The sequence below is a fragment of the Spiroplasma endosymbiont of Megachile willughbiella genome (assembly GCF_964273395.1).
Classification (GTDB): Bacteria; Bacillota_I; Bacilli_A; order Mycoplasmatales; family Mycoplasmataceae; genus Spiroplasma_A; species Spiroplasma_A apis.
Map to the genome: position 1 here is coordinate 586141 of NZ_OZ187005.1, position 23807 is coordinate 609947.

The window sequence follows — 23807 nt, forward strand, 5'->3', positions numbered from 1 at the left end:
TTTTTTTTAGTAACTTAAAGTATTTAATATTAATCAAAATTAAAATAACGCCGACAAGTGTCAGCGTTATTTTATTGCAATAGTTTTTTCTATGTGGCGGAAAGGTGTACGAATCGAACATACCAAAAAGTTTTCAAAACTCTTAACATAGCTTCGGAGGCTAGTGGGCGCACCAGCGACCCAACCCTTTCCATAAATTATTGATATTATGGCTTTATAACTTTAGTAGAGTTATTTAAAATACTTACTATTTCTAACATGTTTGAAACTTTTCCAAATAATAATTTTTTAATATCGTAATAATCTAGACATGTACCACATACCAATATAGATACTTTTCTATGTTGAAGTTCTAAAAAATGAGTACATAATTGATCATTGATTGTTACTAATTTCGCAGCCTTAGAATATAAAATAATATGACTTGGTAAATCATCATCAGGAGAATTACACAAAGAATAAATAAATGATAAAATTAATTTTTCTCCTAATTCTGGATCGTCATTACTTCCAATAATTGTATCTGTTAATAGGACTACATTTCTAATCATACATTGTAATCTCCTTTCAAAAACTTTTTACCAACATTTATTTTATTTTTAAATAGGTCATACATCTTTAAACATATATCACTGTTTCTAAAACCTAAACATCATTCACAATACTTATCAATATTTAATGGGGTAGGGAAATAAATGCTATCTATTTTTTTATCTTTACAAACTAGGTGAGCTATTTTTGAAGAACGTCCATCAAGAAAAGTAATCATCTATTTATATTGTGAAACTAATTTCATAATAATCTCCTTTGTTGATAGACTCATGTTCATATTTTAAGTCGTCAAGCATAGCTGAAATATTATCTTTTGCATTTAGAGATTTTACTTCTATTATGAAACTTGTTCCTGGAAGATTATTGTCAATTAATTTTTTAGTTTCTATCAAGGGCACTGGGCAGGAGTAGTTCTTAAAATCTCCTTTTACTTTTTTATCATTTTGCATCATTTAAAAACCTCGCTATAATTTCTATTTCATTGACTTGAATTGTTTTAAAATCTAAAATTAATTTCTTATCATGTAGTGTACCAATTACAGGAATAGGTAGGTTCACTAACTTTTCATAAACATAATTTATTTTTTTATTTTTATATTCAACATTAACTCCATAACTATCAATAATATCTTTGGGTAAGCTACCTCCTCCAATTGTTGCTTTGGTTTCCACAACAGTCAAATTGAAATTATCGTTCTTAACTAGTTTTATAAGATATTTAACTCTATTTTTAACCATGTTAATGTTTTCGCATATCATCCTTAATGTAGGTATGGTTTTAATAGCTATTTTTTCTTTTTTATACATTTCAAGAGTAACTTCAACTAAAGATATAACTACTTTTGATGATCTTAACATTCTGAATAATTGATTTTTCTTAATCTTACTTATTAATTCTTTCTTTCCTACAATTATTCCAGCTTGAGCTGAACCTAATAACTTATCTCCTGAAAATAAAACCAAATCTACGCCATCTATTAATGATTGTCTTACAGTGTTTTCTTTAGTTAACTTGTTATTGTATTTGGTTAAGTCTATCAATGATCCACTACCTTGATCTTCTACTAAAATGATATTCTCATTCTTAATAGAAGCTAATTCTTGTGCGGATACAGAGTTATTAAAACCAACAATATCATAATTAGATTTGTGAATTTTTAAGATCATGTTAGCAGTTTTATTTTCTAATAGTCCTGTTTGATAGTCTTTCAAATAAGTTTTATTGGTTGTGCCAACATCAACAATTTTAGCTCCACTTGCTTTTATAATATCTGGTATTCTAAAGCTTCCACCAATCTCGACATTTTCACCCCTTGAAACTAGAACCTTTTTGTTTTTAGAAAAAGTATTTAAAACTAAAAATACAGCTCCTGCATTATTATTTACTACACATGAGTCTTCACAATCAGTTAACTCACTTAATATTTTATTTAAATGCGTTTCTCTGTCACCACGTCTCATGGTTTTTAAATTATATTCAATATTTGAATATCCGTAATTTACTTCAATAAAATTCTTGATAGAGCTTGTAGGTAAAATGCTTCTTCCTAAATTTGTGTGTAAAATAACTCCAGTAGCATTGATGACTTTCCTTAAGGAGAATAGAATACTATTCTTAAATTTTTCTAATATTTCAAGAACTATTTCTTGATAACTAATAGTACTTATATTTTTTGTTCCAATATTGTACCTTAACTCATATAAAGATTCTTCTATTAGAAAATGTTTATTCACTTCATCAATTGGATAGCTTTTGATATCTTCATTTTTAAGTAGTTCGCTAATACTTGGAATAGCTCTAAATAAATTTGACATATTTAAATTTCAACCTTTATAAGATAGTTACTCTTTTCTTTTATTACACCAATTTTAGTAAAAACATTTTTAGGGTCTTGAATCAATTTAAGATACTCTTTTTCAGAAAGTGTTCCTAAAAGTCCACCAGATGTTTGAGGATCAAAAAATATTTGTCTCATAGCAAAAGGGGTATCTTCATCAAAATATATATCTTTTGAATAATTACGTCTATTATTAGCCAAAGCACCATTAACAATATAATTGCCTAGGTAATCCAAAACATTCTTAATTAAGGGGATACTTTCGAATTGAATAGATGCTGTAAATTTATTATTTAGTTTTTCAAGTAAGTGTCCAGCAAGACCAAAACCAGTGACATCAGTTAATGAGTTAAAATTATATTTAATTGATTGAAGACTAGCTAATTCATTTGGTGTTGTCATTCACCTAATAGCTTCTTCATAATCATTTGAATTAACCATATCAATTGATTTAGCTGCCATAATTGTTCCAAAACCAAGAGGCTTAGAAATTACTAAGATATCTCCAACTTTTGGGGTGTTATTTAATTTAAGGTCAATATTGTCAACAAATCCAGTAACACTTAAACCACATAATAAGTCATTAGTTATAATTGTATGTCCTCCTAATATTTTGATCTTCAATGGATCTAATATTGACTTCATTCCTTTTATAATTAAGGCAATATCTTCATCTGACATATCTTTTGTCACTGTTAAAATAGATAAAGCAAACTCAGGTTTGCCACCCATTGCATATATATCGCTTATGGAATTACAAGCCGTTATTTGCCCATATGTATATAATGAATCTGAAATTTGTGGAAAGAAATCCAAAGATTCTATTAAGGATTTTCCGTTTTCTAAATTTCAAATACTAGAGTCTTCGTTTCCAATTAAATTTGTGCTAGCCAGTTTTAAAATTTTAGTTAATCTATTATTATCTAATTTAGAACTACAACCACCCATACAGTTTATATCTTTCAAATTCTCACTCTTCTTTCTCTCATTGATATTCTAACTAATATAAAGAAAAATTAATAACAAATTATAATATTTTTAGAAAATTTTCTATAAATATTATCAATTATGCACTTTAATACAAAATAATTATTTGTGACAATAATAATCTTGATGTTAGAAAAGCTTGAAATAAGAATGCCGTATGATTTAAATAGTTTATATCTTGTCTGATTACGTTTGTGACAAATTTAAATTATAATAACTAAGATTTAGTTTTAAACACATTTATTTACTCGAATCTAGATTAACGAAACATCCATATACACATATATATCTTGTCTTTTTTAATGTTTTTGACTTATTTTTTATTATAATAAAAAAGTTAATACTTAAAGAAGAATAGCAACATAATAAAAAATATATCATTAAATGTGTAACTTTTTTCGAATTAATGTGATATTAATTAACATAATTATAAATTTAAGTGTAAATTAATTTAATGTATAATTTACATTGTAAGGAGAAATATGATTGTATATCCAGATAATAAAACTTTAAATAGTGAAGTAGGAAACAAACCAAAAATACTTTTTATAGGTAAGGTATTTTTTGTGATAAGTTGATTATTAATAATTCCTTTTATAGTACATTTAGTTAACTTAAATAAGTTAAGATCTCTAAATATAAAAATAACAGAGGCAGAATCAGGAATAGATGTTCAACTAAAGAATAGGAGAGATACTTTAATAAAACTGATAGATGAAGTTAAAGAAAGTATCCACTTCGAAAAAGACATGCTTATGAATTTAACAAAAATGAGGGTTGGTGGTGATGTCAACCAAATGATAAAAAACTCAAATGATTTAGATAAAATTACAAAAACCATTTCTTTACAAGTAGAGAATTATCCAAATCTAAAATCTAATGAATTAATTAGAGAATTAATGCAAAAAACAAGTAATATTGAGGATAATATTGCAGCAGCAAGAAGGATTTATAACTCTAATGTAAGTTATTTTAATCAATCTATAAACTCTTATCCAACAAATATAGCAGCTAGGCAACTTGGTCTGTGTTTTCAACCTTTTTTTGAAATCACAGATAATGAACGTGAAGATATTAAAGTATCTTTTAATTAGAAAGAATTAAAGTATGGATAAAGCCGCTTTGAAAACAATTATAGGAAATATCTATGATAAGGATATAGAATTTGTTAATATTATTAATTCCTTAAGTAAAGTAAATAAAAAATTTTATATTTACGCTGGTGTTGCTTCCCTAATTTTAATGGTGGGGGTTTGTGTTTCAACAGCTCTTGGTCTTCTTTTACCACTACCATATTTATGTATTGGATTGATTATATTAGGTGTAGGTATCTTTTTCTTGATATCAGCAATTAAAATATATATAAATAGCGATCGAAAGGAACTAACTAAAAACTTTATAAATCATCACTTTTCAAAAGGTAAACTTGATGAAGTTTATCGCATTTCTATAAGTGAAGAAAAGGGTAAAGATTACATTAAAGATTTGAAGTTTTTCCTTGTTAATCCAAAGACAACTATTGCAAATAATAGTTATTTGGAAAGAGATGATGAAGTTAATTATGTGACTTTTTTATATAAAGATATTCCCGTTAACTTTAGAAATAAATTACCAATCAGACATGTTGAACGTCACACTGTTGATGGTGAAACTGAAGAACATGTCTATTATGAAAACTCTACTTTGTTAAAGTGTGAAAATAATTTATATGATAATACTTTCAATGGCTTAAAAATAACTCGTGGAAGAATGTTTGATAAGAATTATCAAACTGAATCAGTGGTATTTAATAAATTATATGATATCAACTTAAAAAAAGGTGATATTAGAGCAGCGAAATTTTTAACTCCAAAATTAATTGATGGGTTTTCAAATATCAAGCATAAGGATTTCAATTATCTAATTATAGAAAATGATTTTAAGATAGAACACACTTCATTCCGAGATAATGCTCCTCAAGAAAGTTTAGGTGTTATCAGTTTCGACACAGTATTTAGCTATGAAAGTTACAAAAAGAAATTAGCAAACAAAGTCAAAGAAGATGTTCACAACTTGATTAAAGCAATGAAGTATATTGAGTATATTTATTAAGTAGAAATTAAAAAACTATCATTTTAAATAGAATAAATGAGGAAGTGTATGAATCGTAACAGTGCTTCAGAAAAATATAAGTGAAATATAGGTAGCTTGTACAAAGATAAAAAAACTTTTGAAAGTGATTTAGAAATTTATTTAAAAAACTATCGTGAGCTTCAAAAATATAAAGGTCGTTTAAATGATTTTGACACATTCAAGGAGTTTTTTTTAGAATCAAAAAAAGTTTCTGACTTAGGAAACAAAATAAATCATTATTTAAAAATCTTACTTGTTGAACAAAATAACGCGCTCGCTCTTGAAAATGAATCTCTATACTACTTAAAATTGCAAGAATTCGATGGTCAGTTTACATGAATCACAGAGCAAATAAAGGAAATAGGAGAAGAAACTTTTTTAAAATGAATCAAGAGTGATCAAGATTTAATGTCATATGAGCTACATTACCAAGATTTTTTTAAAAATTTGAAGTACTTATTACCAGAAGGCGAAAGAAAATTAATAGCTCAAGTCTCTAACTCAAGCTCAATGATTTATGAGTTATACGAAACATTAAGATTTAAAGATAACAAAATTGAAACTTTGACTTATAAAGGAAAAGAATATAAGCTAGATCAATACACTTTAAGCGATGTGTTAACCTATTCTAAACCAAAAGAAGATCAACAACTTCGAATTGAATTAAGTCTTGCTTATAAAAAGAATCAAAAAAACAAAAAGTTTACATTAGCTAAACTTTATGACTCTATCGTAAAAGAAGAAGTAGAAAGTACACAACTTGTTGGTATGAAATCTTTTACAGAGAACTATTTTGAAGATGATAATTTTTCCTTAGACAATTATTTAAGTCTGATTAAGCTTGTTTCTAATAATAATCAACCATATAATGATTTTTATAAACTAATAAAGAGATACTTTCAATTTGATAACAAATTTTATTCAACAGATTCTTGTCTTGCACTAGCGAATATAGAGAAAAAACAAATATTAGTTGAACAAGGGATATCTATCTTAAAAAAAGCATTGTCTTCTTTAGGTTCAGAGTACTCTGAAATGTTAGATTTATGCATCGCTGATAACAAAATTGATTTTTTCGAAGATGATAATAAATCATCGGGTGCTTTTACTGTTTATAGTAATGGATATGGTTCACTTGTCTCGTTAAATTATACAGATGATTACGAATCTATTTCCACTTTAGCTCATGAAATCGGACATGCAGTTCATAATAGTTTTTCAGAAAAGTATCAAAAGGAACCTCTTAATACATTCGGTAACTTGATTGCTGAGGTTTCTTCAACACTTAATGAACATATTTTATTTGATTATTTAATAAAAGAAAGCACTGATATTCAAACCAAAATTGTTTTAATACAGAATAGAATAGAATTTATAATTTCTAATTTTTATTCAGCTGTTAGTGAATCATTATTTGAGTACAATTGCTTTAAAACAGTCGAAAAAGGGGATACTCTAACACTTGAAAAAATAATATCATTATTAAAACAATCATCTAAAGAGGTTCTTGGTGAATCTATTTTTGATAAATATAACGATGAAGTTATTGAATATGGATGAACATCAATTTCTCATATTTTTGAGCAACCGTTTTATATATATAAATATGCCGTATCGATTGCAGTATCTTTTAAATTATACGAAGATTTTAAAAAAACAAATGACTACACAAATATATTAAGTTATCTTAAAGATGGTGGTTCAATGAAAACAATAGATTTATTTAAAAAATATGGTTTTGATCCAAATGAAGAAAAAGCTTATGTACCATTGATAAGTTATTTAAAAAACTTAATAGAAGAACTAGAGTTACTTCTAGAAAAACAGAAAAAATCAGTTTAAAAAACTGATTTTTTAATTATAAATTCTCTGAGAACCTTGAAAGAATATTTGAAATAGTCATTAAGTAAACACCCGTTTCAATAGAGTTGATGCTATTTTCTAAAAATATACTCTCAGATATTTTTTGTTTTTTTCTCAATAATTTCGAATATTTCATCATATTGCTTATTAAATTTTGGACATTATATATATCGACTTCAGTTATTATAATGCTTTCAAAACACATTTCAATATATTTATCATTTGGTAATTGTTTATCAAGCTCTTTTTTATAGATATTCAAGTTTTTTTCGATAAAACTATTTGACAAAGAAACTAAATGGTTTCTTTTATTGACAATATCCTTGGTTAAAAAATCTTCAAAAAATTGCGCAATAATCTCTATAGCTTTTGCTATTCCCAAAATATTACAATAATCGAATAACAATTTATGAAATTTTTTTAAAACTCTCGCATTAGTTTTTAAATAATCATACTTTTGATTTATAAAATTCCTATAATTGTTGATTTGTTGGAATAACACAATGTAACCATTGATACCTTTTTCGTTATCTAGGGGGAAATCCTCTTGTTTTTTGTTAAACTTTAATAATCATAATTGCAATTTTTTTATTGTTTTTGATAAATCTTTTGCTCAGAAAGGATTGATATTTTTCAAGTGTTCTATATCATTATTGGTTATTTTATTTGTTTTAAAATATTCTATCATTCTTATCAACTTTCTATTAAAATACATTTGTATTATATAACATATTTAAATAGTTAAAGAAGGTGAAAAAATGTTAGGAAAATATGATTTTTCTAAGGAAAATATAAATAAAATTATGGTTTTTTTTACCCCGATTTATGCAAGTATTTATGCTTCATTAGATTTATTTGAAGATTATTTAGAAAGGAATAAATTATTGATTGAAGGTTTTCTAAATTTGAAAACTAGAATTATAAATATGGAATATTTCGATGAGTTTCAAGAATATAAAGATGAGTTTTTAGATTTTACTGAAAAGACAATCGTTTTATTCAATAAATGGGATCGTGAAAATTATGACTATAATCGATTGGATTTGCAAAGACTACTTTATTCAATTAAAGAAGTTTTTTTATTAATTGATTATCTAATCAAAAAGTCTTATAATAATGTTAACTTTGGCAAGGATGTACTTTCGCTAAAAGAAATTAAAGTCATTTTAAAAGATAATATTTTAGATTATGCGACTTTAATTGCAAAGATAGTAAGTGAGAAGCGAATTTTACTGACTAATGAACAAAGAAACATATTAAGAGATATGTTCAATATGAAACATATGGAAGAGTGAGGGATGGGAACTCAATTTATTTTAAATATCTATGAAGATAAATACGAAAATTCAAAACAAATAGAAAATTACTTTGAAGATGACGCAAATAAGTTTTGAGTTGTTTTAGAATTATTTGTAAAAATTGAGGCTATGTGTGATATCAATGACAATTTAAATATCAATAAAGTATTAGTAACTGATAACTTGGAATAAATTATTAGACGTAATTCAGGAGATAACTATGAATCTAACTAAAACTAAAAAAAATGAGTTTTTTAAACTACTGTTACGAACATGATGAAATAATAAAATATTTGCATTATTGACGATAATCTTTTCTTCTTTTGTTGTGTTTTTATTAGTTATAAATGTTAAATTAGTTGAATGAATTACAGCTATTCTGATTTCTAAAAATATTGTTGATCTTTTTAACAACACACCAAATCTAGAGAAACTATTTGATATATTAGGTTTAGATAAAAATTTGATTCCTATTTTTAGTAATAAAATTAATAATGAAACATTAGAAAAAATAATTCATGAGTTTTATTTTAAATATATCAATTATGATGGCAATGATTTGTATAAGGAACTTTTCGGTTTAAAACTGAATATGTTGGATTTATGTTATTGTATGGTTGGTTCGATTGTGTTTGTTGTCTTGTTTACTTACTTTGCATATATGACCAGTGGAGCGATTGCTGCTAACGAGGAAATGAAATTACGAAACAGCTCAATTAAAGCCTTGTTAAAAAATGATCTAGATTATTTTAATGTACATAAGAGCGGTGATTTGATTTCAGTTGTTGTCAAAGACACTCAAATAATCGGAATGCAATTGAAAAATGCACCAGTTGTAATTTATCAAGTCTTTACAACCATTTTCTTTTCAATTGTTATAATGACAACTATCGACTGAAAGCTTTCAGTAATAGTTTATGGTCTATTGTTATCGATAATAGTTCTCGTATCTTTAATAATATTTATAAACAAAAAAAACTCTATTAAGTTAGAAAGTTTTAAATCAGATATCAATAGTCAAGTAAGTGAAAAGATAAATTTGATGGAATTGATAAAAGCATCTGGGACTTGAGATAGTGAGATTGAAAGATTTGAAAACCTAAATAAACAAAATGCCAAAAAAACTAAAAACAATCTATGATTAAATGAAATGTCAACAGCTATATTAGTTGGTGGGGTTGGTTGTTTTGCTATGGCGACATTAATTTTTGGAGTTGTCTTATACAACAACGAAATGCAACGTTTACTAAGTATTATAACTTCATTTACTACTGGTGTTATTATTATTGTTCTTCCTGTTTTGCAATTGAAAGATGTACTAGCTACATTAAATATTAGTGAAAGTGCATGTACCAACATAAAAGCAGTTATTAATAGTAAACCAAATATAAAAATGGAAGGTAAGAAAACATTTAAAAAACTAGATGGTGATATTGTTTTTAAAAATGTAAGTTTTTCTTATCCAAATAAAGAAGAAGAAATTATAAGTAATCTTAGTTTATCTTTAAAGCAAGGAAAAAAATATGCCTTCGTTGGTAAAACTGGAAGTGGTAAATCAACGATTACCAAACTTCTTTTAAGATTCTATGATCCAACAAAAGGAGAAATTCTCTTAAATTATGATCAACCATTAAAGAGCTTTGAAATGAAATCTTGATTAGATCAGGTTGGATATGTCGGTCAAGAACCACAAATATTAAGTGGAAACATATTTGAAAACGTTAGATATGTAAAGTATTCAGCAACCGATGAAGAAATTATTGAAGCATGTAAAAAAGCAAAGCTACATGATTTAATAATGAGTTGACCTGAACAATATAATACAGTCTTATTTGAAAAAGGCTCACAATTATCTGGTGGACAAAAGCAAAGACTAGTCATAGCAAGAATGTTTGTTAAAAATCCTCAAGTCCTAGTGCTTGATGAAGCTACTAGTGCGTTAGATAATATAGTAGAGAAAGAAATTCAAATGGAGTTAGAAAAACTTATGGTTGGAAGAACAACAATTTCCATTGCTCATAGATTATCAACAATAAAATCTTTTGATAAAATTTTTGTAATAGAACCCAAAAAGGGGATTGTACAAGAAGGAACATTTAACGAATTATCTAATACTCCCGGAGTATTCAAAACATTGAATGATATTTCAAATAATTAGAAAGGTTAAGTATGAAAAAATTAATATACCAAATAGTATTTATATCAATTATGACATTCATGTATTATTTATACAGTTCATGAATTGAAAGTTTACAAAAACCTAATCTAGACTCAACAATTTATCAAATATTCAGCCCGTTTAAGTTAATAATATTAGGGGTTATCTTTTCAATTGTTTATGCAGCGATAAAAAATCTTTTGTTTTCTCGTTTTGTAAATATAAAGAGTTATAAAAAAAATTTAAAAAATTATATTTTATATGATTTTGAGATTTGTATAAACTTTATAGGAAAATTAAAAGGAACTGTTAAAGATGATGACATAACACAAGCTAAAAAATTACTAAAGGAATTTCAATCATTAAGCTATCGACCTCATTATTTAGTTGATCTAATAGAAGTTATAACTTCAAAAGTTTTAGCTGAGGAATCATTAGTTGGTCTTGAAAATGCATGTACTTTAGTCGAGGAAAAAATAAAAAATAACTTTGAAAAAGAAAAACAAAGAAAGATAAATAAAAAAAATGAAACCTTTCTTGATTTCAAAATGGTCAATGACTATTACTCAAAAAATAGTTGAAATACAATTGATTACTTACTGGAAGTAAACGGGGAATCGAATTTAAATAAATGAAAAATATCAAGTTTATATATTTCTAAAATTTATAGCGCATTAAATTTATCTATTATATTAAATCTTGTTATGTTTACATTTACAGGGTTAGGATTATATTATAGTAATATTACTTTAGGAAATGTTTTCTTCTATTCATTTATATTATCAATCTTTTTAACAACCATGGTTATTTATAATATATGAATCATAATAGCAGCAAAAAAATATAATTTGACAATTTATTGATTAAATATGTTAGTTCTATACTTTTTTATTGCTTTGATTTTTATAAACATTGTTATCAATATAGTCTTCTTTCCAAAATATCAAATTGGCGAAGAATGATATAAGTCAAACTTGATTCAATTCTTGATGTCATTACTTTACATTGTTCTTTCTACAATGTTACTTGTTTATTCTTTTGCACAACTTATTTCAATGTTGGAAGAAAAAAAATATAATGTGTTAAGTATTATCTATATGTTCGTTATACCGTTAAGTATATTCATTCTAACTGCAGTAATAAACTTCATGATTGTTTTTAAAACATTACCAATTGATTTATACTTTGCTAACTTCTCGATATTGTTCATTTATTGAACTTGTTCTTGAATTTTTATAAGTTACTTTACAAATAATTAAAATAAATAAAAAGAAGTTATTAACTTCTTTTTATTTTTAAGTTATCTTGAATAAAAATCATCCAGTAGTTTTGTTTTTGATTTAAATAATTTTCAACTTCAGGAATAAATAAAATAGCTACTCTTAGAGGGTAGTTTTTTTTGCCATATTTTTCTACCAATAGTTTTTCTATATTCTCAAAGACTTGAGAAGCCTTAATGTCTGTGTACTTGTCAAGAAATAAAAAATTATAGTCTCGTATTTTATTTATTTTCTCATTAGCAATATTAACATCTTCTTCAACTGAATTAGAAGTAATAAAATAATCAGAAAAGTCTACTAATAAGTTATTGCCAAATCTTTCTTTTAACTTTCTGAATTCGTATATTCTTATAATATAACCAATTTCTTTTTTTTCCATTTTTTAACCTCACTATAATAATATTGATAATGTTGCAACAAAGCAAACAATAATAAATTTTTTTACTAAATTAAAAAAGAAATAGCATTATTTATTAAAAATAAATAACTAATATAAAATAATACTTTTAATTTTTAAAATAAATGAGTTTTTTAAAGTTCCTAACTTTCTATTAATGAGAGTATAACAAATTATCAGGTAAACACTTTCATTCTTTCATAAATTATCCTTAATATTCTATAAAAAAAGTAATTTTTCATTATAAATAATAAGTTCATTGATAATAAAGTCATTTTATATTACTTGATATGTATTAATAAAGGATATTAAAAAGTTTTAAGACTTGCTTGAAAACTAAACTACTTTTTTTATAGAGAAACTACTTTTATAAAGTGATAGCTAAACATAAATTTTATATAAATAGTGGATAATGATATCTGAAAGGAAGTAGAATATGGAACTCAAAATATATGCACCAGTAGATTGCGAAATAAAAGAAATTGAAAAATGCTCTGATAAGGTTTTTGCGTCGAGGACATTAGGGAATGGTATCGTAATTATCCCTAAAAATAATCTTTTCTATTCCCCGCTGGATAAGGGAACAGTAGAATTAATATTTGACACCAAACATGCAATCTATTTTAAACAAGATAAGTTTAATTTATTGTTACATGTTGGAATGGACACAGTAAAACTAGAAGGCAAACCATTTGAAATTTTTATTAAAAAAGATGATCAAATTTCAACAACAAACAAAATTTTATCTGTTGATCTTGAAATGTTGAAAAAAGAAAATATTTCAATTGAAACACCACTAGTGGTAGAGGAAACAAGTGATTACAAGATAGATGTAAAGATTTTAAAAAGAACTGCTAAAGCAGGTGAATTAATAGCGATCTTTGAAATAAAAAACATCAAAGTTCATGATAAAAATGATTTAAACATCAAAAACATAACTAATAAATTTCAAGATACAGCAAAAGAAATCAAAACTATTTTAGGTGATGACAATAATTATAGTTCTCCTTACAATTGCATGACAAGGTTTAGAACAGTTATTAAAGATAAAAAGAAAGTTTCTTTAAGTAAGTTAAAAAAAATAGCTTTAGTTAAAGATGCTTTATTCCAAGGTAATGAGTTACAAATAATTATTGGAGGGGAAGTTGTTAAAGTTGTTGAAGAGTTTAACAAACTTAAAGAATTTAGTAAGAAGAGTTTGGATACACCAAACACAATAATTAATTTAGACAAGATAAATATAGGACGTAAAATATTAATGACTATAACAGGAGTTATAAGTCCGATACTGGGAATATTTATAGCTGCTGGTTTATTTGCTGGTATTTATTCTATTTTATCTGAAACAAAAGTTATTCATCAAATTGATGATTTGAGTAAGATATCAGAACACGATATTTTCTCTGCAATAATGTTTGTTTTATTTAAATTCATTCTTAGTTCAATAGGTATTTTTTTTATAGTTAGTATTGTAAAATACTTCGATGGTAATATTTATTTCGCACTAGCTGTAGGAATAGCATTAACATCTAGGGGATGAATTCCTGTAACTGAAGGAATTAAAGAACCAGAATTAGCAAGTTTCGGTAAATGAATAAACTATGGTGGTAAAAGTGGATTTTTATTATTCAATATACAAACATTACCTATTGTTGTTGGTAGTTATGAAGGTGGAGTATTACCGTTTATTACTGCAGGAGCATTCATTATAATTCTTGATAAATGAGTGGGCAAATGAATTTCACCGCTAGTTGATACTATTTTTAGAGGTTTTATAGTTGTCTCATTAACATTAATAATAACTTGATTTGCTTTTGGTCCCATAATGGGATTGGTTGAGTTTGGTATGTTTAAAATATTTAGTTTATTTGAAAAAATACCATTCGGAATAGGGGTAGGACTATATGCAATGTTTTGACAACCTCTTGTTTTAACAGGAACTCATATTGCAATTAGTACACCAATTGATTTAAGCTTGTGACAAGGTAATGCAAGTTTATTGTACCCAGCATATAATATTGCAATATTTACTCAAGTTGGTGCAGCAATTGCAATTGCAATTAGAACAAAAAACTTTAGTTTTAAAAGAGTAGCAATCGCATCTACTGCTGGAAGTTTCTTCGGTATATCAGAACCAATTATTTATGGAGTAACACTTCCTAAATTGAAACCGTTTGTTATTGCTTGTCTTGTTGCATTTCCTATTGGAGTCTTATCTGGTTTATTAAAAATTAAACTTGATTATCCTTCTGGTTGAGGTGTATTTGAAATTGTTGGTTATGAGACTACATTCAAAAAAGGACAAATAATAGTTATTTGAATATTATCATTTAGTAGTAGCTTACTAATAAATTTCTTTTTCTACAAAGAAAGAAAAAATGAACTAAAGCATATGAAAAAAGGAATTAACTTAATAAATAAAAGTATCTTATTCAAAGATAAAAAAGATAAAAAAGAAAATTACTTAAAATTAATTGAGAGATTTGATCTTGAGTTAAAAGATATTTTACAATCTAAAAAAGATTACAACAATTATGAAAAATATCTTTCACAAATATCTGAACTTGAATTAAAATTGAAACTTTTAGAAGAAAGAGAACAAAAAAAGAAAGAACAATTATTTAAAAAATTAAATCATTTAAAAACATTATATGATAAAAAACAAAACAAAAAAATCCTTGAGAAATTTAAAACGCTAAATAATTTTTACAATCATTACAATTTAGATTTAAAAAAAGAAGATGTACGAAATAATATCAGTAGTTTACAAAATAAAAATTTAAACTTTGTAAACGCACTAACAACTAAGAAAAATAAAATCTATTCTAACACAATTACAAAACTTAAAGATATCGGTCAAGTAAAAGAAGAGTTTAAGAATATATTTTATAATGCTATATATTGTGTTGAAATTTCATTTCAAATACTAGATCAAAAATTAGAATACATCAAAAAAGATGTAAAGGTGAATCATGTTAAATAAAAATTGAAAAAAGAACTTTTTATGAGGAGCATCAACAAGTGCTTATCAAGTAGAAGGCGCTTATAATGTGGATGGTAAAGGATTAAATATTCACGATGTAATAGAAGCTAAAGAAAATGTATGTAGTTTCAATATTTGTTCAGACCATTACAATAAATGAAAAGAAGATATAAAATTGATGTCAGAACTAGGACTAAAGTCTTATAGGTTTTCCATTTCTTGAACAAGAATTTTTCCAACGGGTAAAGATAAAGTCAATCAAAAAGGAGTCAATTTTTATAATAACTTAATAAATGAATTATTGAAATATAATATAGAACCGATCGTTACTATTTATCATTTTGATACTCCATTAGAGCTCGAAAAACAAGGGGGCTGATCAAATAAAAAACTTATGATAGATGCTTATTGTAAGTATGCAGAAACTTTATTTGAATTGTTTGGTGATCGTGTTAAATATTGATTAACAATTAATGAATTAAATATGATGGTATTGTATGGTCATGTATTGTCGGCTAAAAAAATAAATGATGCCGAAGATAAGTTTAAAGTTTTATTTCAAGAAGCACATAATATGTTTGTAGCACAAGCGCATGTAATAAACTTATTACATACTAAATTTGCTTACCAAAATTCTTTTATCGGACCTGCACCAAATATCGCTCCGGTTTATGCAGTTGATTCTAATCCAAAAAATATTGACGCTGCATACAAAACTTCAGCTCTAAGAAATTGAATGTATTTAGATATAGTTGTTTACGGTGAATACAATAAGTTAGTTTGAAACTGGTTGGTTGAAAAAAAATACGAACCTGAGATCGAAAAAAATGATATGGTAATAATTAAAAAGGGTAAACCAGATTTTATTGCATTCAATTACTACGACACAATGACTGTTGCTGCTGATAACAATGAAATAAAAATAAATTTTGAAGGTTTTGATCAACAAAATCCATATGATATGCCAGGCTTGTATAAAGTTGTTAAAAACAAATACTTGGAAAGAACACAATTTGGTTGAGAAATCGATCCTGATGGTTTTAAACAATGCTGTAGAGAGTTGTATGATCGATATAGATTACCATTGTTACTAACAGAGAATGGCATTGGTGGTAAAGATAGTTTAACAGAAGATTTAAAAATTCACGACCAGTATCGTATAGATTATTATGAGCAACATATCAAATTAATACCTGAAATTATAGATGAAGGCATCCCTTTGTTTGGTTATCAACCTTGAAGTGCCATTGATTTAGTGTCTACCCATGAAGGAATGAAAAAAAGATATGGTTTTGTTTATGTGGATAAAGATGATCAAGAAAATGGCACAATGATGAGGTATAAAAAGGACTCCTTTTATTGATATCAAAAGACAATAAAAAATAATGGTGGAATAAAATAGTAATTAAATAATATGTGTATATATCTTTTATGGATTTAAACAAGAGATAATAAAAAGACGATACATATCGTCTTTTTATGTTTGATCAACTTTTAAAAATGATGTAACTTATTTATTACTTATATTGAACATTTTTTATAAAAGTTTTTTTGATTCTAAATAATTGTTAAATCTTTTTTTCATATTTATGTATTACTATTAATATTTTAATTTGTCGATAAGTGTTAATTAATTAAAATAATACACAATTATATTGCTTTTTTGTTTATTTAATTTAATGTTAAAAATATAAATACTATAAAACTAACACATAAACAGTGTATACACTTATTTAAAGGAGAAAAATAATGAAGAAATTTTTAAATATAATTTCAAGTTTAAGTTTAATTACTATGGCTGGAACTTCAGTAATATCATGTAAAAGCGAAACAAAAAAATATCAAAAATATTTTCTTCCAAAACAACCAAAAACACCCGAAGATATAGGACAAGCATTAGATAAGTTATCCGTGGAACAAGAAATTTTAGAGTTTCGATTAGAAGAATCGTTAAAAAATTTGCAAAAGTCAAAAAGACTAGACTTTTTATACGAGAGTGAAGACTTTCAAAATATTAAAATCAAAGAAGGTTTCATTAGAGCATATTACTCGTATAAAATGTTTCAACTAAATATAGAATTTGTTGAAAGAAAGTTTGAGGAAAGGGTTTGAAAAAGTACAAGAGATAGTAAAGATCTGTTTGACAAATGATATGTCTTTCAACAAAATAAACCTGACTCAGGGATAACAAATGAAACTAAGGATTATTTAAAAGCTATCAAAGTATGAACCTATACAGATGCTTCAAAAGAAAACTAAATAAAATATAATTATAATATAAATTGTTTCATTCAATAATGATAGATTTTTAATACATAAAAAACTCCTTTTATTAGTATTGGGATAAAATAAGAAGAAATCATGTTTCTAGTTAACTCTTCTAGGTTCAATAAGAGATACTTGAAACTTGATAAGATTTATCTTTTTATACTTTAATAGCAGCTTAAATCGAGTTAAACTTATACATCCTTTTTATTTAACATTATTAATAAATAGATTTAAATACAATTAATTGTTGAACATTTATTAAATATATTTTTGTATTATTATTAATATTTTAATTTGTTGACGAGTGTTAATTAATTAAAATAATACACAATTATATTGCTTTTTTGTTTATTTAATTTAATGTTAAAAATATAAATACTATAAAACTAACACATAAACAGTGTATACACTTATTTAAAGGAGAAAAATAATGAAGAAATTTTTAAATATAATTTCAAGTTTAAGTTTAATTACTATGGCTGGAACTTCAGTAATATCATGTAAAAGCGAAACAAAAAAATATCAAAAGTATTTTCTTCCAAAACAACCAAAAACACGCGAAGAAATAGGACAAGCATTAGATAAGTTATTTTTGGAGGAATCCGCTTTGAATTATGAATTAGGGGAAGCATGAAGTAATTCGGAAAGGCGAAATTGACTAGATTTTTTATATGAGAGTGAAGACTTTCAAAATATTCAAATCAAAGAAGGTTTTATTAGAGCATATTGTTCATATAAATTGTTTCAACTGAATATCGAGTCATTTGAATCAAAAACTGAAAAAAATGTTTGAACTACCCCAAGATATAATAAAAGTGTTTTTGATGATTGATATGTGATCCAACAAAATAAACCTGACTCAGGGATAACAAATAAAACTAAGGATTATTTAAAAGCTATCAAAGTATGAACCTATACAGATGCTTCAACAGAAAACTAAAAAAACCATAAATATAATCTCAACAAAAATTGTTTAATTCAATGGAATAAATTTTTAATTAACAAAAGATAAGATTGTTAAATAAAGATTGATTCCAGAAAGGAAAACTAATGAAATAAAAATCAAATATTTTAATTAATATGATTATTTCTTAGGTGAATATATGAAAGAAAAGAAAAGTGCTTTAACAGAACTAGTTGACAAACTATTTAAAAAAAATATTAGAAGAAAATTTAAAAGTAAAATGATCTATATTCCAATTTTAACCTCCATATTAGTCATAACACCAATAACTGTGGGGTGCATCCTATTAACATCTAAAAAAGAAGAAAAACACAAGAGTTACGATTTTTTAGGAAAAAACTTTAAAAATAAAGACGATATTTATAAATATGCGTATGAAAATTCTAATAAATTATCATTCAAGTATGATACAAATACATATAAATATAATAATAAGTTATTCAATACAAAAAATAGTATGAATGATTACATCAAACAAAAATTTAAAATAACAGAAGAGTACACAATGAGAAATCCTCGAGATTTTACTATTAATAGTTCTGGCGAGTTGTCTTCTGATGTTATAACTTCAAACAATGAATACAAAACAAAAGTCTATAAGGGATATGATAAAAGTGCATATCTTACAAAAGATAAAGCATTAGAAAGTTATATGAATTACGAATCTTCTGTATTCGCTGATGGTATCGAATTTAACAATGAATCAGATGCAAGAAAATATTATGAAGATATTAAAATAAAAGAACTTGAAAAAAATGGTGGTAAGTCAACTTGTTATTTACAAAGCGGTATATGTCAAACAGAACAAGAAATAAAAAGTTGATTAAGAAAAAACATAGTTAAAGGATATGAATATCAAGGAAAAAGCTTTTCGGAGTATAATTATTCAGAATTTTTGAATAGTATGAAGCCGTTAGACCAAAAAATTTCAAGAGAATATATAAAAGAAGTAGTTAATGCTGATATGAAATCTTATTGAGCACAAGTAAGTGATTTGGATTTGAACAATGGTTATTTAATTGGACCAAAATATTTTGAATCAAGCGAAGAAATAGATAACACAAAACTTTCATTTGAGCAGATTGATTCTGTTGATATCAATCAAGTTATTGCATATAGTTATGCTATGACTTTTTCATCTATGACTTCGACTTCACTTGAGTTGACATCACCATGATCAAACGGAAAGGGACCTAATTCATATAACCCAGTTGAATATTTAAATTACTTAGGAAATAAAATTAAATGAAGCAAAGAAGGGAAGAAGGGGTTAGAAATATTGTTATTACCTTATAATTCAAATAAGTTAAAAAAGGTTGCAGTCGATTTGGAACTAATAAAAGATCCTGAGTTTAAAAATTTCCATAAATTGTTAGTAGTTTTTGATAAATTCTTGTTTTTAGATAAAGTTAATCAATCAAGTACTCAATATGATTTACCATTAGAAAGATATTGTGTTCATATATTGGCTGATATAATCAATCAACAAGATAAAATGGTGTCAAACATTTTTAGCAATGATTCGCAAAGTGGATTGGAAGTTTTACAAGATGCTAGTTTCAAAGATATTTACTCTTTATTTATAAATGTAAACAAATTTTACAACAAGGGTGGAGTTAATCAAAAAATATTGAATGCTGTAACTAAGTTCCAAAAATTGGCTGAAATCGTTATGAATCCAATTGAAAATATAAGTAAAATTAAAGACGATATAAAAGATACATTTACTAATAAAAACACTTCACAACAACAAATAGATAAATCAATGAATAATATTAACGTAAAAAATCAAAATATAATAAGAGAAAATAGTATCAATATATATGAAGGTATGGGTTTTAAGGGTTTAGACAATAATAAAGCTAGAAGTTTTGGTTCAAATTTAATGTCTGGACTAAATTGAATTGGTAAAGCTTGGAGTATTAGTCAAGCTCTAAGTTTCATGTCAATTGTAACTTTTGAAGCTAAGTTAGACAAAAACACTTCTTTATTTTATACTGTTCCAACTTTAAAAATACCAATTTTAAATATAGCGATACAAAAACCCGATCCCAAAGTAGAAGTAATAAAATTATCGGACTCACCTTTAAATTATTTGTTACCAAAAAACACAAGTAAGACTTTTAAAATAGTTTATGAGTACAAAGGTAAATACTATTTACATAAAGATTTAGCTGAGAGTGATTTGGTTCAAGACATATTTCAAGAACCAGAAAAATTTCTACAAACTAGTAAATTACTTGCGAATGTTATGAATAAAGAAAAGTTTTACAAACTCAAAGATCCAAGATTTAATAAAACTATCAATTCCGATGAAGGATTTACAACAGCAGAATATCATAAAAAATTAGCAGAAGAGAAAGAATTATACATTAAACAAATTTTTGAAGAGAACTATGTTATTAATAAAAAAGATTTTTATTTAGATGGTTTTGGTAATGGATTTGAAGATAAAAGTGCAGCAATATCAAGTTTAAAAGAAAACTTAGCCAAAGCAAATTTTAATAAAAAATTCTATTACATCATGAAAGGTGCGGCAAGAGTTTATAGAGACACCGAAGAAGAGATAATTGATTTCATAAAAAATAATCAAGTTGTTGAAAACAAGTTAATTATAAGTAGTGATTTAATAAAAAATAACGATTATGAGGGTTTGAAAGAGTTTCAAAGTGAAAAGTTTTACTTTTATAAACTAAATTATTTTGGCGAATTCAAGTACTTTAAAACATTAAATCAAGCATGAAACTTTTTAAACAATAATATAAATTACCAAGTGATCAATAAAGAAGGAAACGTTAAAACTTTTAGTATAAATAATAAAACTTTCTTAAGTGAACGAGACTTTGAACAATGAATTGAAAAAAACATAAACGATGTTTATTCATAGAAAAGATGTGAATTTATTTTGATTAAAATATTCTACAAGTGTAATTTAATTTTAGCAATGTGCTTGTTAATAACATTGCCAGTGAGCACTACAAAAAACATCAAAAATTATAGTATGATAAATGAATCTTTTACAAAAACACAAATTGATTATCTTTATAAGGACATTACTAATAATCGTATTTATTTAGGCGAAAACAAGATTAATAAGTTTGATAATAAAACCTTTTATTCGACACAAGATTTAAATGAGTACATATTGAAAAATAATTTTGTTGAAATGGAATTAACTTCATCAAATCCACTTAAAATAATTAAAAATTATGAGCACATGATACTTGATGATAAGAAAATATATGATATTGATATAAATAATTTCAAAAGGATATATAGAGACGCATTTGGTAACATCGCTATGACAAAAGAACAAGCTCTTAATACATATGCAAATCTTGGTAATGTTAAACCTAAATATAGTTATGATGGAGAATTGTGGTTCAATACACCCGATGAAGCTAAAATTAACGAAAAATATAATTTAAAAATAAATAAATCATTATACTACATAAATAATAACCAATATTACAATGCATTCAATCCAGTGGATATAAATGCTTTAGTATCGAAATTCACACCAGGTTATTTTTTAAATAAAAGCAGTGCTTTCAATGACAAAGATGATATGGTTAACTTGTTCGGAACTTCATCTGAAATATTTGAAAAGTTGAAAAGAAACTCCGCTAAAGATTTTTACTCTACTTATTACAAAAAAGTATTAGATCTAAATTCTAAATATGCATTAAGTATTTCACCTAAGAAAAACTATAGAATGACAGTTCAATGCGATGGTGGAAGCGTTGATTACGACAGCAATGATAAAGTTTTATTAAAAATGATGGGAAATAAAAAACATATTTCATGAAACTCTTTTAAAAGTGATTTCCAAAACGGTTGACATGAAGAATATGAAGGAATAAGACCAGTATTAACTAAAACATTTGATTTTAATTACAAAAATAAAGATTGTAAACAAGGTAAAATAAATTTACTTATAGAATCCTATAAAGGTACACCAACATTTTTCGATGATTTTCATTATACCGATGAAACAGAAACTGTATTTACAGGATATTTTAAAAATAAAAAAGGTATAAAATCAGAGATATGAAAATCTCCAAAAATGAGACACGCATATACTACAGATGACATAGGAAAAGATTTAATTTCATTGTTTTATGATAAATGATTTACTAAATATTTTAACTCTATTCAAGATTTTAAAGATCCAAATGCAATATTTAGTTTTGAAAACTTAAAAAATAACATTTTAGATTATAACTCTGATGGAAGTATTGCGAAGGACCTACTATACGAAGTTAATGGAAACTTAGGTTATAAAAATTCTTTGATAAAGAGTTATAAAGAGTTTTTGTCAATTAAAGAGAGAATTTTGAAGAAATCTTATCAGGTTGATGGTAAAACAAAATATAAAATGAGAGAGGATCTTTATATAACAAAAAAACAATTAGATAACTTTTTACCTTTACAAGGAAATTTTAATGCCATTTTAAAATATTCATATGGTTCTAACGAAGATATTATAAGTAGGGATGGTAAGTTATTGGCAGATACTCTTGAAGAAGCTAAGGAAAAAGAAATGATCAATAAAAAGAGAATACTGAAAAAACAGTTTTTAGTTTATGATGCATTCGGTAATATAGAAATCTCGGGTGAAAACGAGAAAACCGCATTAAAAAAGTTATATAACAATATTTTATTAACTTCTAAATTTGTTCATAGAGAAGAAAGCGATCAATGAAACAAAAACTTTAAATTATCTTACGATAATATCATTTCAGATGGTAGGTATGCTGTTTATAAAATCAAAGACCCAAACAATAAGTCTAAATTTATTTATTATCCTAGTCAAGAATTAGCTATTGATGCAGTTAAAAGTAGCGTATCAAATATTAATAATATTGATACTTTAACAAGAAAAACATACTTATACAGCTATCAAAATCGTTTTGGTCAAACTATTCCGATTTTAATTTATGATAACGACATAAATAGTGCAATTTCAAAAATTAAAGAAATTGAAAGCAGTCATATCAAATAAATGTACATTTTAATTAGTAATGCAAGTAAATTTGGTTATTTACATTAGTATTTTGTATATTTATAGACTTATTACTAATACTTTTATAGAAACCAAAGAAAC

19 protein-coding genes and 1 tRNA gene are annotated in these 23807 nt (G+C 25.4%); 12 read left to right on the plus strand and 8 right to left on the minus strand.

Translation table 4 applies throughout. The features are described 5' to 3' along the window. Positions 1-94 precede the first annotated feature (94 nt). The 6 genes from ACI2WZ_RS02530 to selD form a co-directional block, all read right to left on the minus strand. Positions 95-192: transfer RNA gene (locus ACI2WZ_RS02530), tRNA-OTHER, on the minus strand. Positions 193-206: 14 nt separating this feature from the next. Next, entirely contained in the window at positions 207-551 is a 345-nt protein-coding gene (locus ACI2WZ_RS02535) for a hypothetical protein (protein ID WP_500244503.1), read from the minus strand. Continuing rightward, positions 536-769: a hypothetical protein gene (locus ACI2WZ_RS02540; RefSeq protein WP_500244504.1), complete on the minus strand. Its 234-nt coding sequence runs from the start codon at positions 767-769 to the stop codon at positions 536-538. The genes ACI2WZ_RS02535 and ACI2WZ_RS02540 overlap by 16 nt, the downstream gene beginning before the upstream one ends. A gap of 4 nt (positions 770-773) precedes the next feature. Beyond that, entirely contained in the window at positions 774-1004 is a 231-nt protein-coding gene (locus tag ACI2WZ_RS02545; protein ID WP_500244505.1) for a sulfurtransferase TusA family protein, read from the minus strand. Next, positions 988-2367: an L-seryl-tRNA(Sec) selenium transferase gene (gene selA, locus ACI2WZ_RS02550; RefSeq protein ID WP_500244506.1), complete on the minus strand. Its 1380-nt coding sequence runs from the start codon at positions 2365-2367 to the stop codon at positions 988-990. The genes ACI2WZ_RS02545 and selA overlap by 17 nt, the downstream gene beginning before the upstream one ends. Before the next feature lie 2 nt (positions 2368-2369). Then, positions 2370-3356 carry a selenide, water dikinase SelD gene (gene selD / locus ACI2WZ_RS02555; RefSeq protein ID WP_500244507.1) on the minus strand — a complete coding sequence of 329 codons (987 nt, stop codon included), beginning with the start codon at positions 3354-3356 and terminating at the stop codon, positions 2370-2372. 503 nt (positions 3357-3859) lie between these two features. Here selD and ACI2WZ_RS02560 point away from each other — a divergent pair. From ACI2WZ_RS02560 to ACI2WZ_RS02570, 3 genes are read left to right on the plus strand one after another with little or no spacing between them, the layout of a single operon-like run. Next, on the plus strand, positions 3860-4471 hold the full coding sequence (locus tag ACI2WZ_RS02560) for a LemA family protein (protein ID WP_023789367.1): 612 nt from the start codon (positions 3860-3862) through the stop codon (positions 4469-4471). A gap of 13 nt (positions 4472-4484) precedes the next feature. Beyond that, positions 4485-5468 (plus strand): hypothetical protein, encoded by a 984-nt coding sequence (locus ACI2WZ_RS02565; protein ID WP_023789369.1) that lies wholly within the window; start codon positions 4485-4487, stop codon positions 5466-5468. Positions 5469-5516: 48 nt separating this feature from the next. Continuing rightward, a complete protein-coding gene (locus ACI2WZ_RS02570) occupies positions 5517-7331 on the plus strand; it encodes a M3 family metallopeptidase (protein ID WP_023789371.1) in 1815 nt (604 codons plus the stop codon). Positions 7332-7347: 16 nt separating this feature from the next. Here the strand turns inward: ACI2WZ_RS02570 and ACI2WZ_RS02575 are convergent, their stop codons facing one another. Continuing rightward, a complete protein-coding gene (locus tag ACI2WZ_RS02575; protein ID WP_500244508.1) occupies positions 7348-8067 on the minus strand; it encodes a hypothetical protein in 720 nt (239 codons plus the stop codon). Positions 8068-8110: 43 nt separating this feature from the next. Between ACI2WZ_RS02575 and ACI2WZ_RS02580 the strand changes: the two genes are divergently transcribed. The 3 genes from ACI2WZ_RS02580 to ACI2WZ_RS02590 are packed head-to-tail and all read left to right on the plus strand — an operon-like array spanning position 8111 to position 12067. After that, positions 8111-8842 (plus strand): hypothetical protein, encoded by a 732-nt coding sequence (locus ACI2WZ_RS02580; protein WP_023789375.1) that lies wholly within the window; start codon positions 8111-8113, stop codon positions 8840-8842. A 28-nt stretch (positions 8843-8870) separates the two neighbouring features. Beyond that, on the plus strand, positions 8871-10808 hold the full coding sequence (locus tag ACI2WZ_RS02585) for an ABC transporter ATP-binding protein (protein ID WP_500244509.1): 1938 nt from the start codon (positions 8871-8873) through the stop codon (positions 10806-10808). Between the two features lie 11 nt (positions 10809-10819). Next, a complete protein-coding gene (locus ACI2WZ_RS02590) occupies positions 10820-12067 on the plus strand; it encodes a hypothetical protein (RefSeq protein ID WP_023789379.1) in 1248 nt (415 codons plus the stop codon). Between the two features lie 19 nt (positions 12068-12086). On the opposite strand, the gene ACI2WZ_RS02595 is transcribed toward ACI2WZ_RS02590, so the two are convergent. Next, positions 12087-12467 carry a hypothetical protein gene (locus tag ACI2WZ_RS02595; protein WP_023789381.1) on the minus strand — a complete coding sequence of 127 codons (381 nt, stop codon included), beginning with the start codon at positions 12465-12467 and terminating at the stop codon, positions 12087-12089. Between the two features lie 454 nt (positions 12468-12921). On the opposite strand from ACI2WZ_RS02595, the gene ACI2WZ_RS02600 reads away from it, so the two are divergent. From ACI2WZ_RS02600 to ACI2WZ_RS02625, 6 genes are all read left to right on the plus strand, one after another. After that, on the plus strand, positions 12922-15468 hold the full coding sequence (locus ACI2WZ_RS02600; protein ID WP_500244510.1) for a PTS sugar transporter subunit IIABC: 2547 nt from the start codon (positions 12922-12924) through the stop codon (positions 15466-15468). Then, on the plus strand, positions 15458-16870 hold the full coding sequence (locus ACI2WZ_RS02605; RefSeq protein ID WP_500244511.1) for a glycoside hydrolase family 1 protein: 1413 nt from the start codon (positions 15458-15460) through the stop codon (positions 16868-16870). Before ACI2WZ_RS02600 ends, ACI2WZ_RS02605 begins: the two co-directional genes overlap by 11 nt. A 347-nt stretch (positions 16871-17217) precedes the next feature. Beyond that, positions 17218-17727 carry a lipoprotein gene (locus tag ACI2WZ_RS02610; RefSeq protein ID WP_500244512.1) on the plus strand — a complete coding sequence of 170 codons (510 nt, stop codon included), beginning with the start codon at positions 17218-17220 and terminating at the stop codon, positions 17725-17727. Between the two features lie 439 nt (positions 17728-18166). Further along, positions 18167-18676, plus strand: coding sequence for a lipoprotein (locus ACI2WZ_RS02615; protein ID WP_023789386.1), 510 nt, complete (start codon positions 18167-18169; stop codon positions 18674-18676). Between the two features lie 163 nt (positions 18677-18839). Next, positions 18840-21587: a hypothetical protein gene (locus ACI2WZ_RS02620; protein ID WP_500244513.1), complete on the plus strand. Its 2748-nt coding sequence runs from the start codon at positions 18840-18842 to the stop codon at positions 21585-21587. An 81-nt stretch (positions 21588-21668) separates the two neighbouring features. Further along, positions 21669-23705, plus strand: a complete 2037-nt coding sequence (locus tag ACI2WZ_RS02625; protein ID WP_500244514.1) for a hypothetical protein — start codon at positions 21669-21671, stop codon at positions 23703-23705. Positions 23706-23807 lie beyond the last annotated feature (102 nt).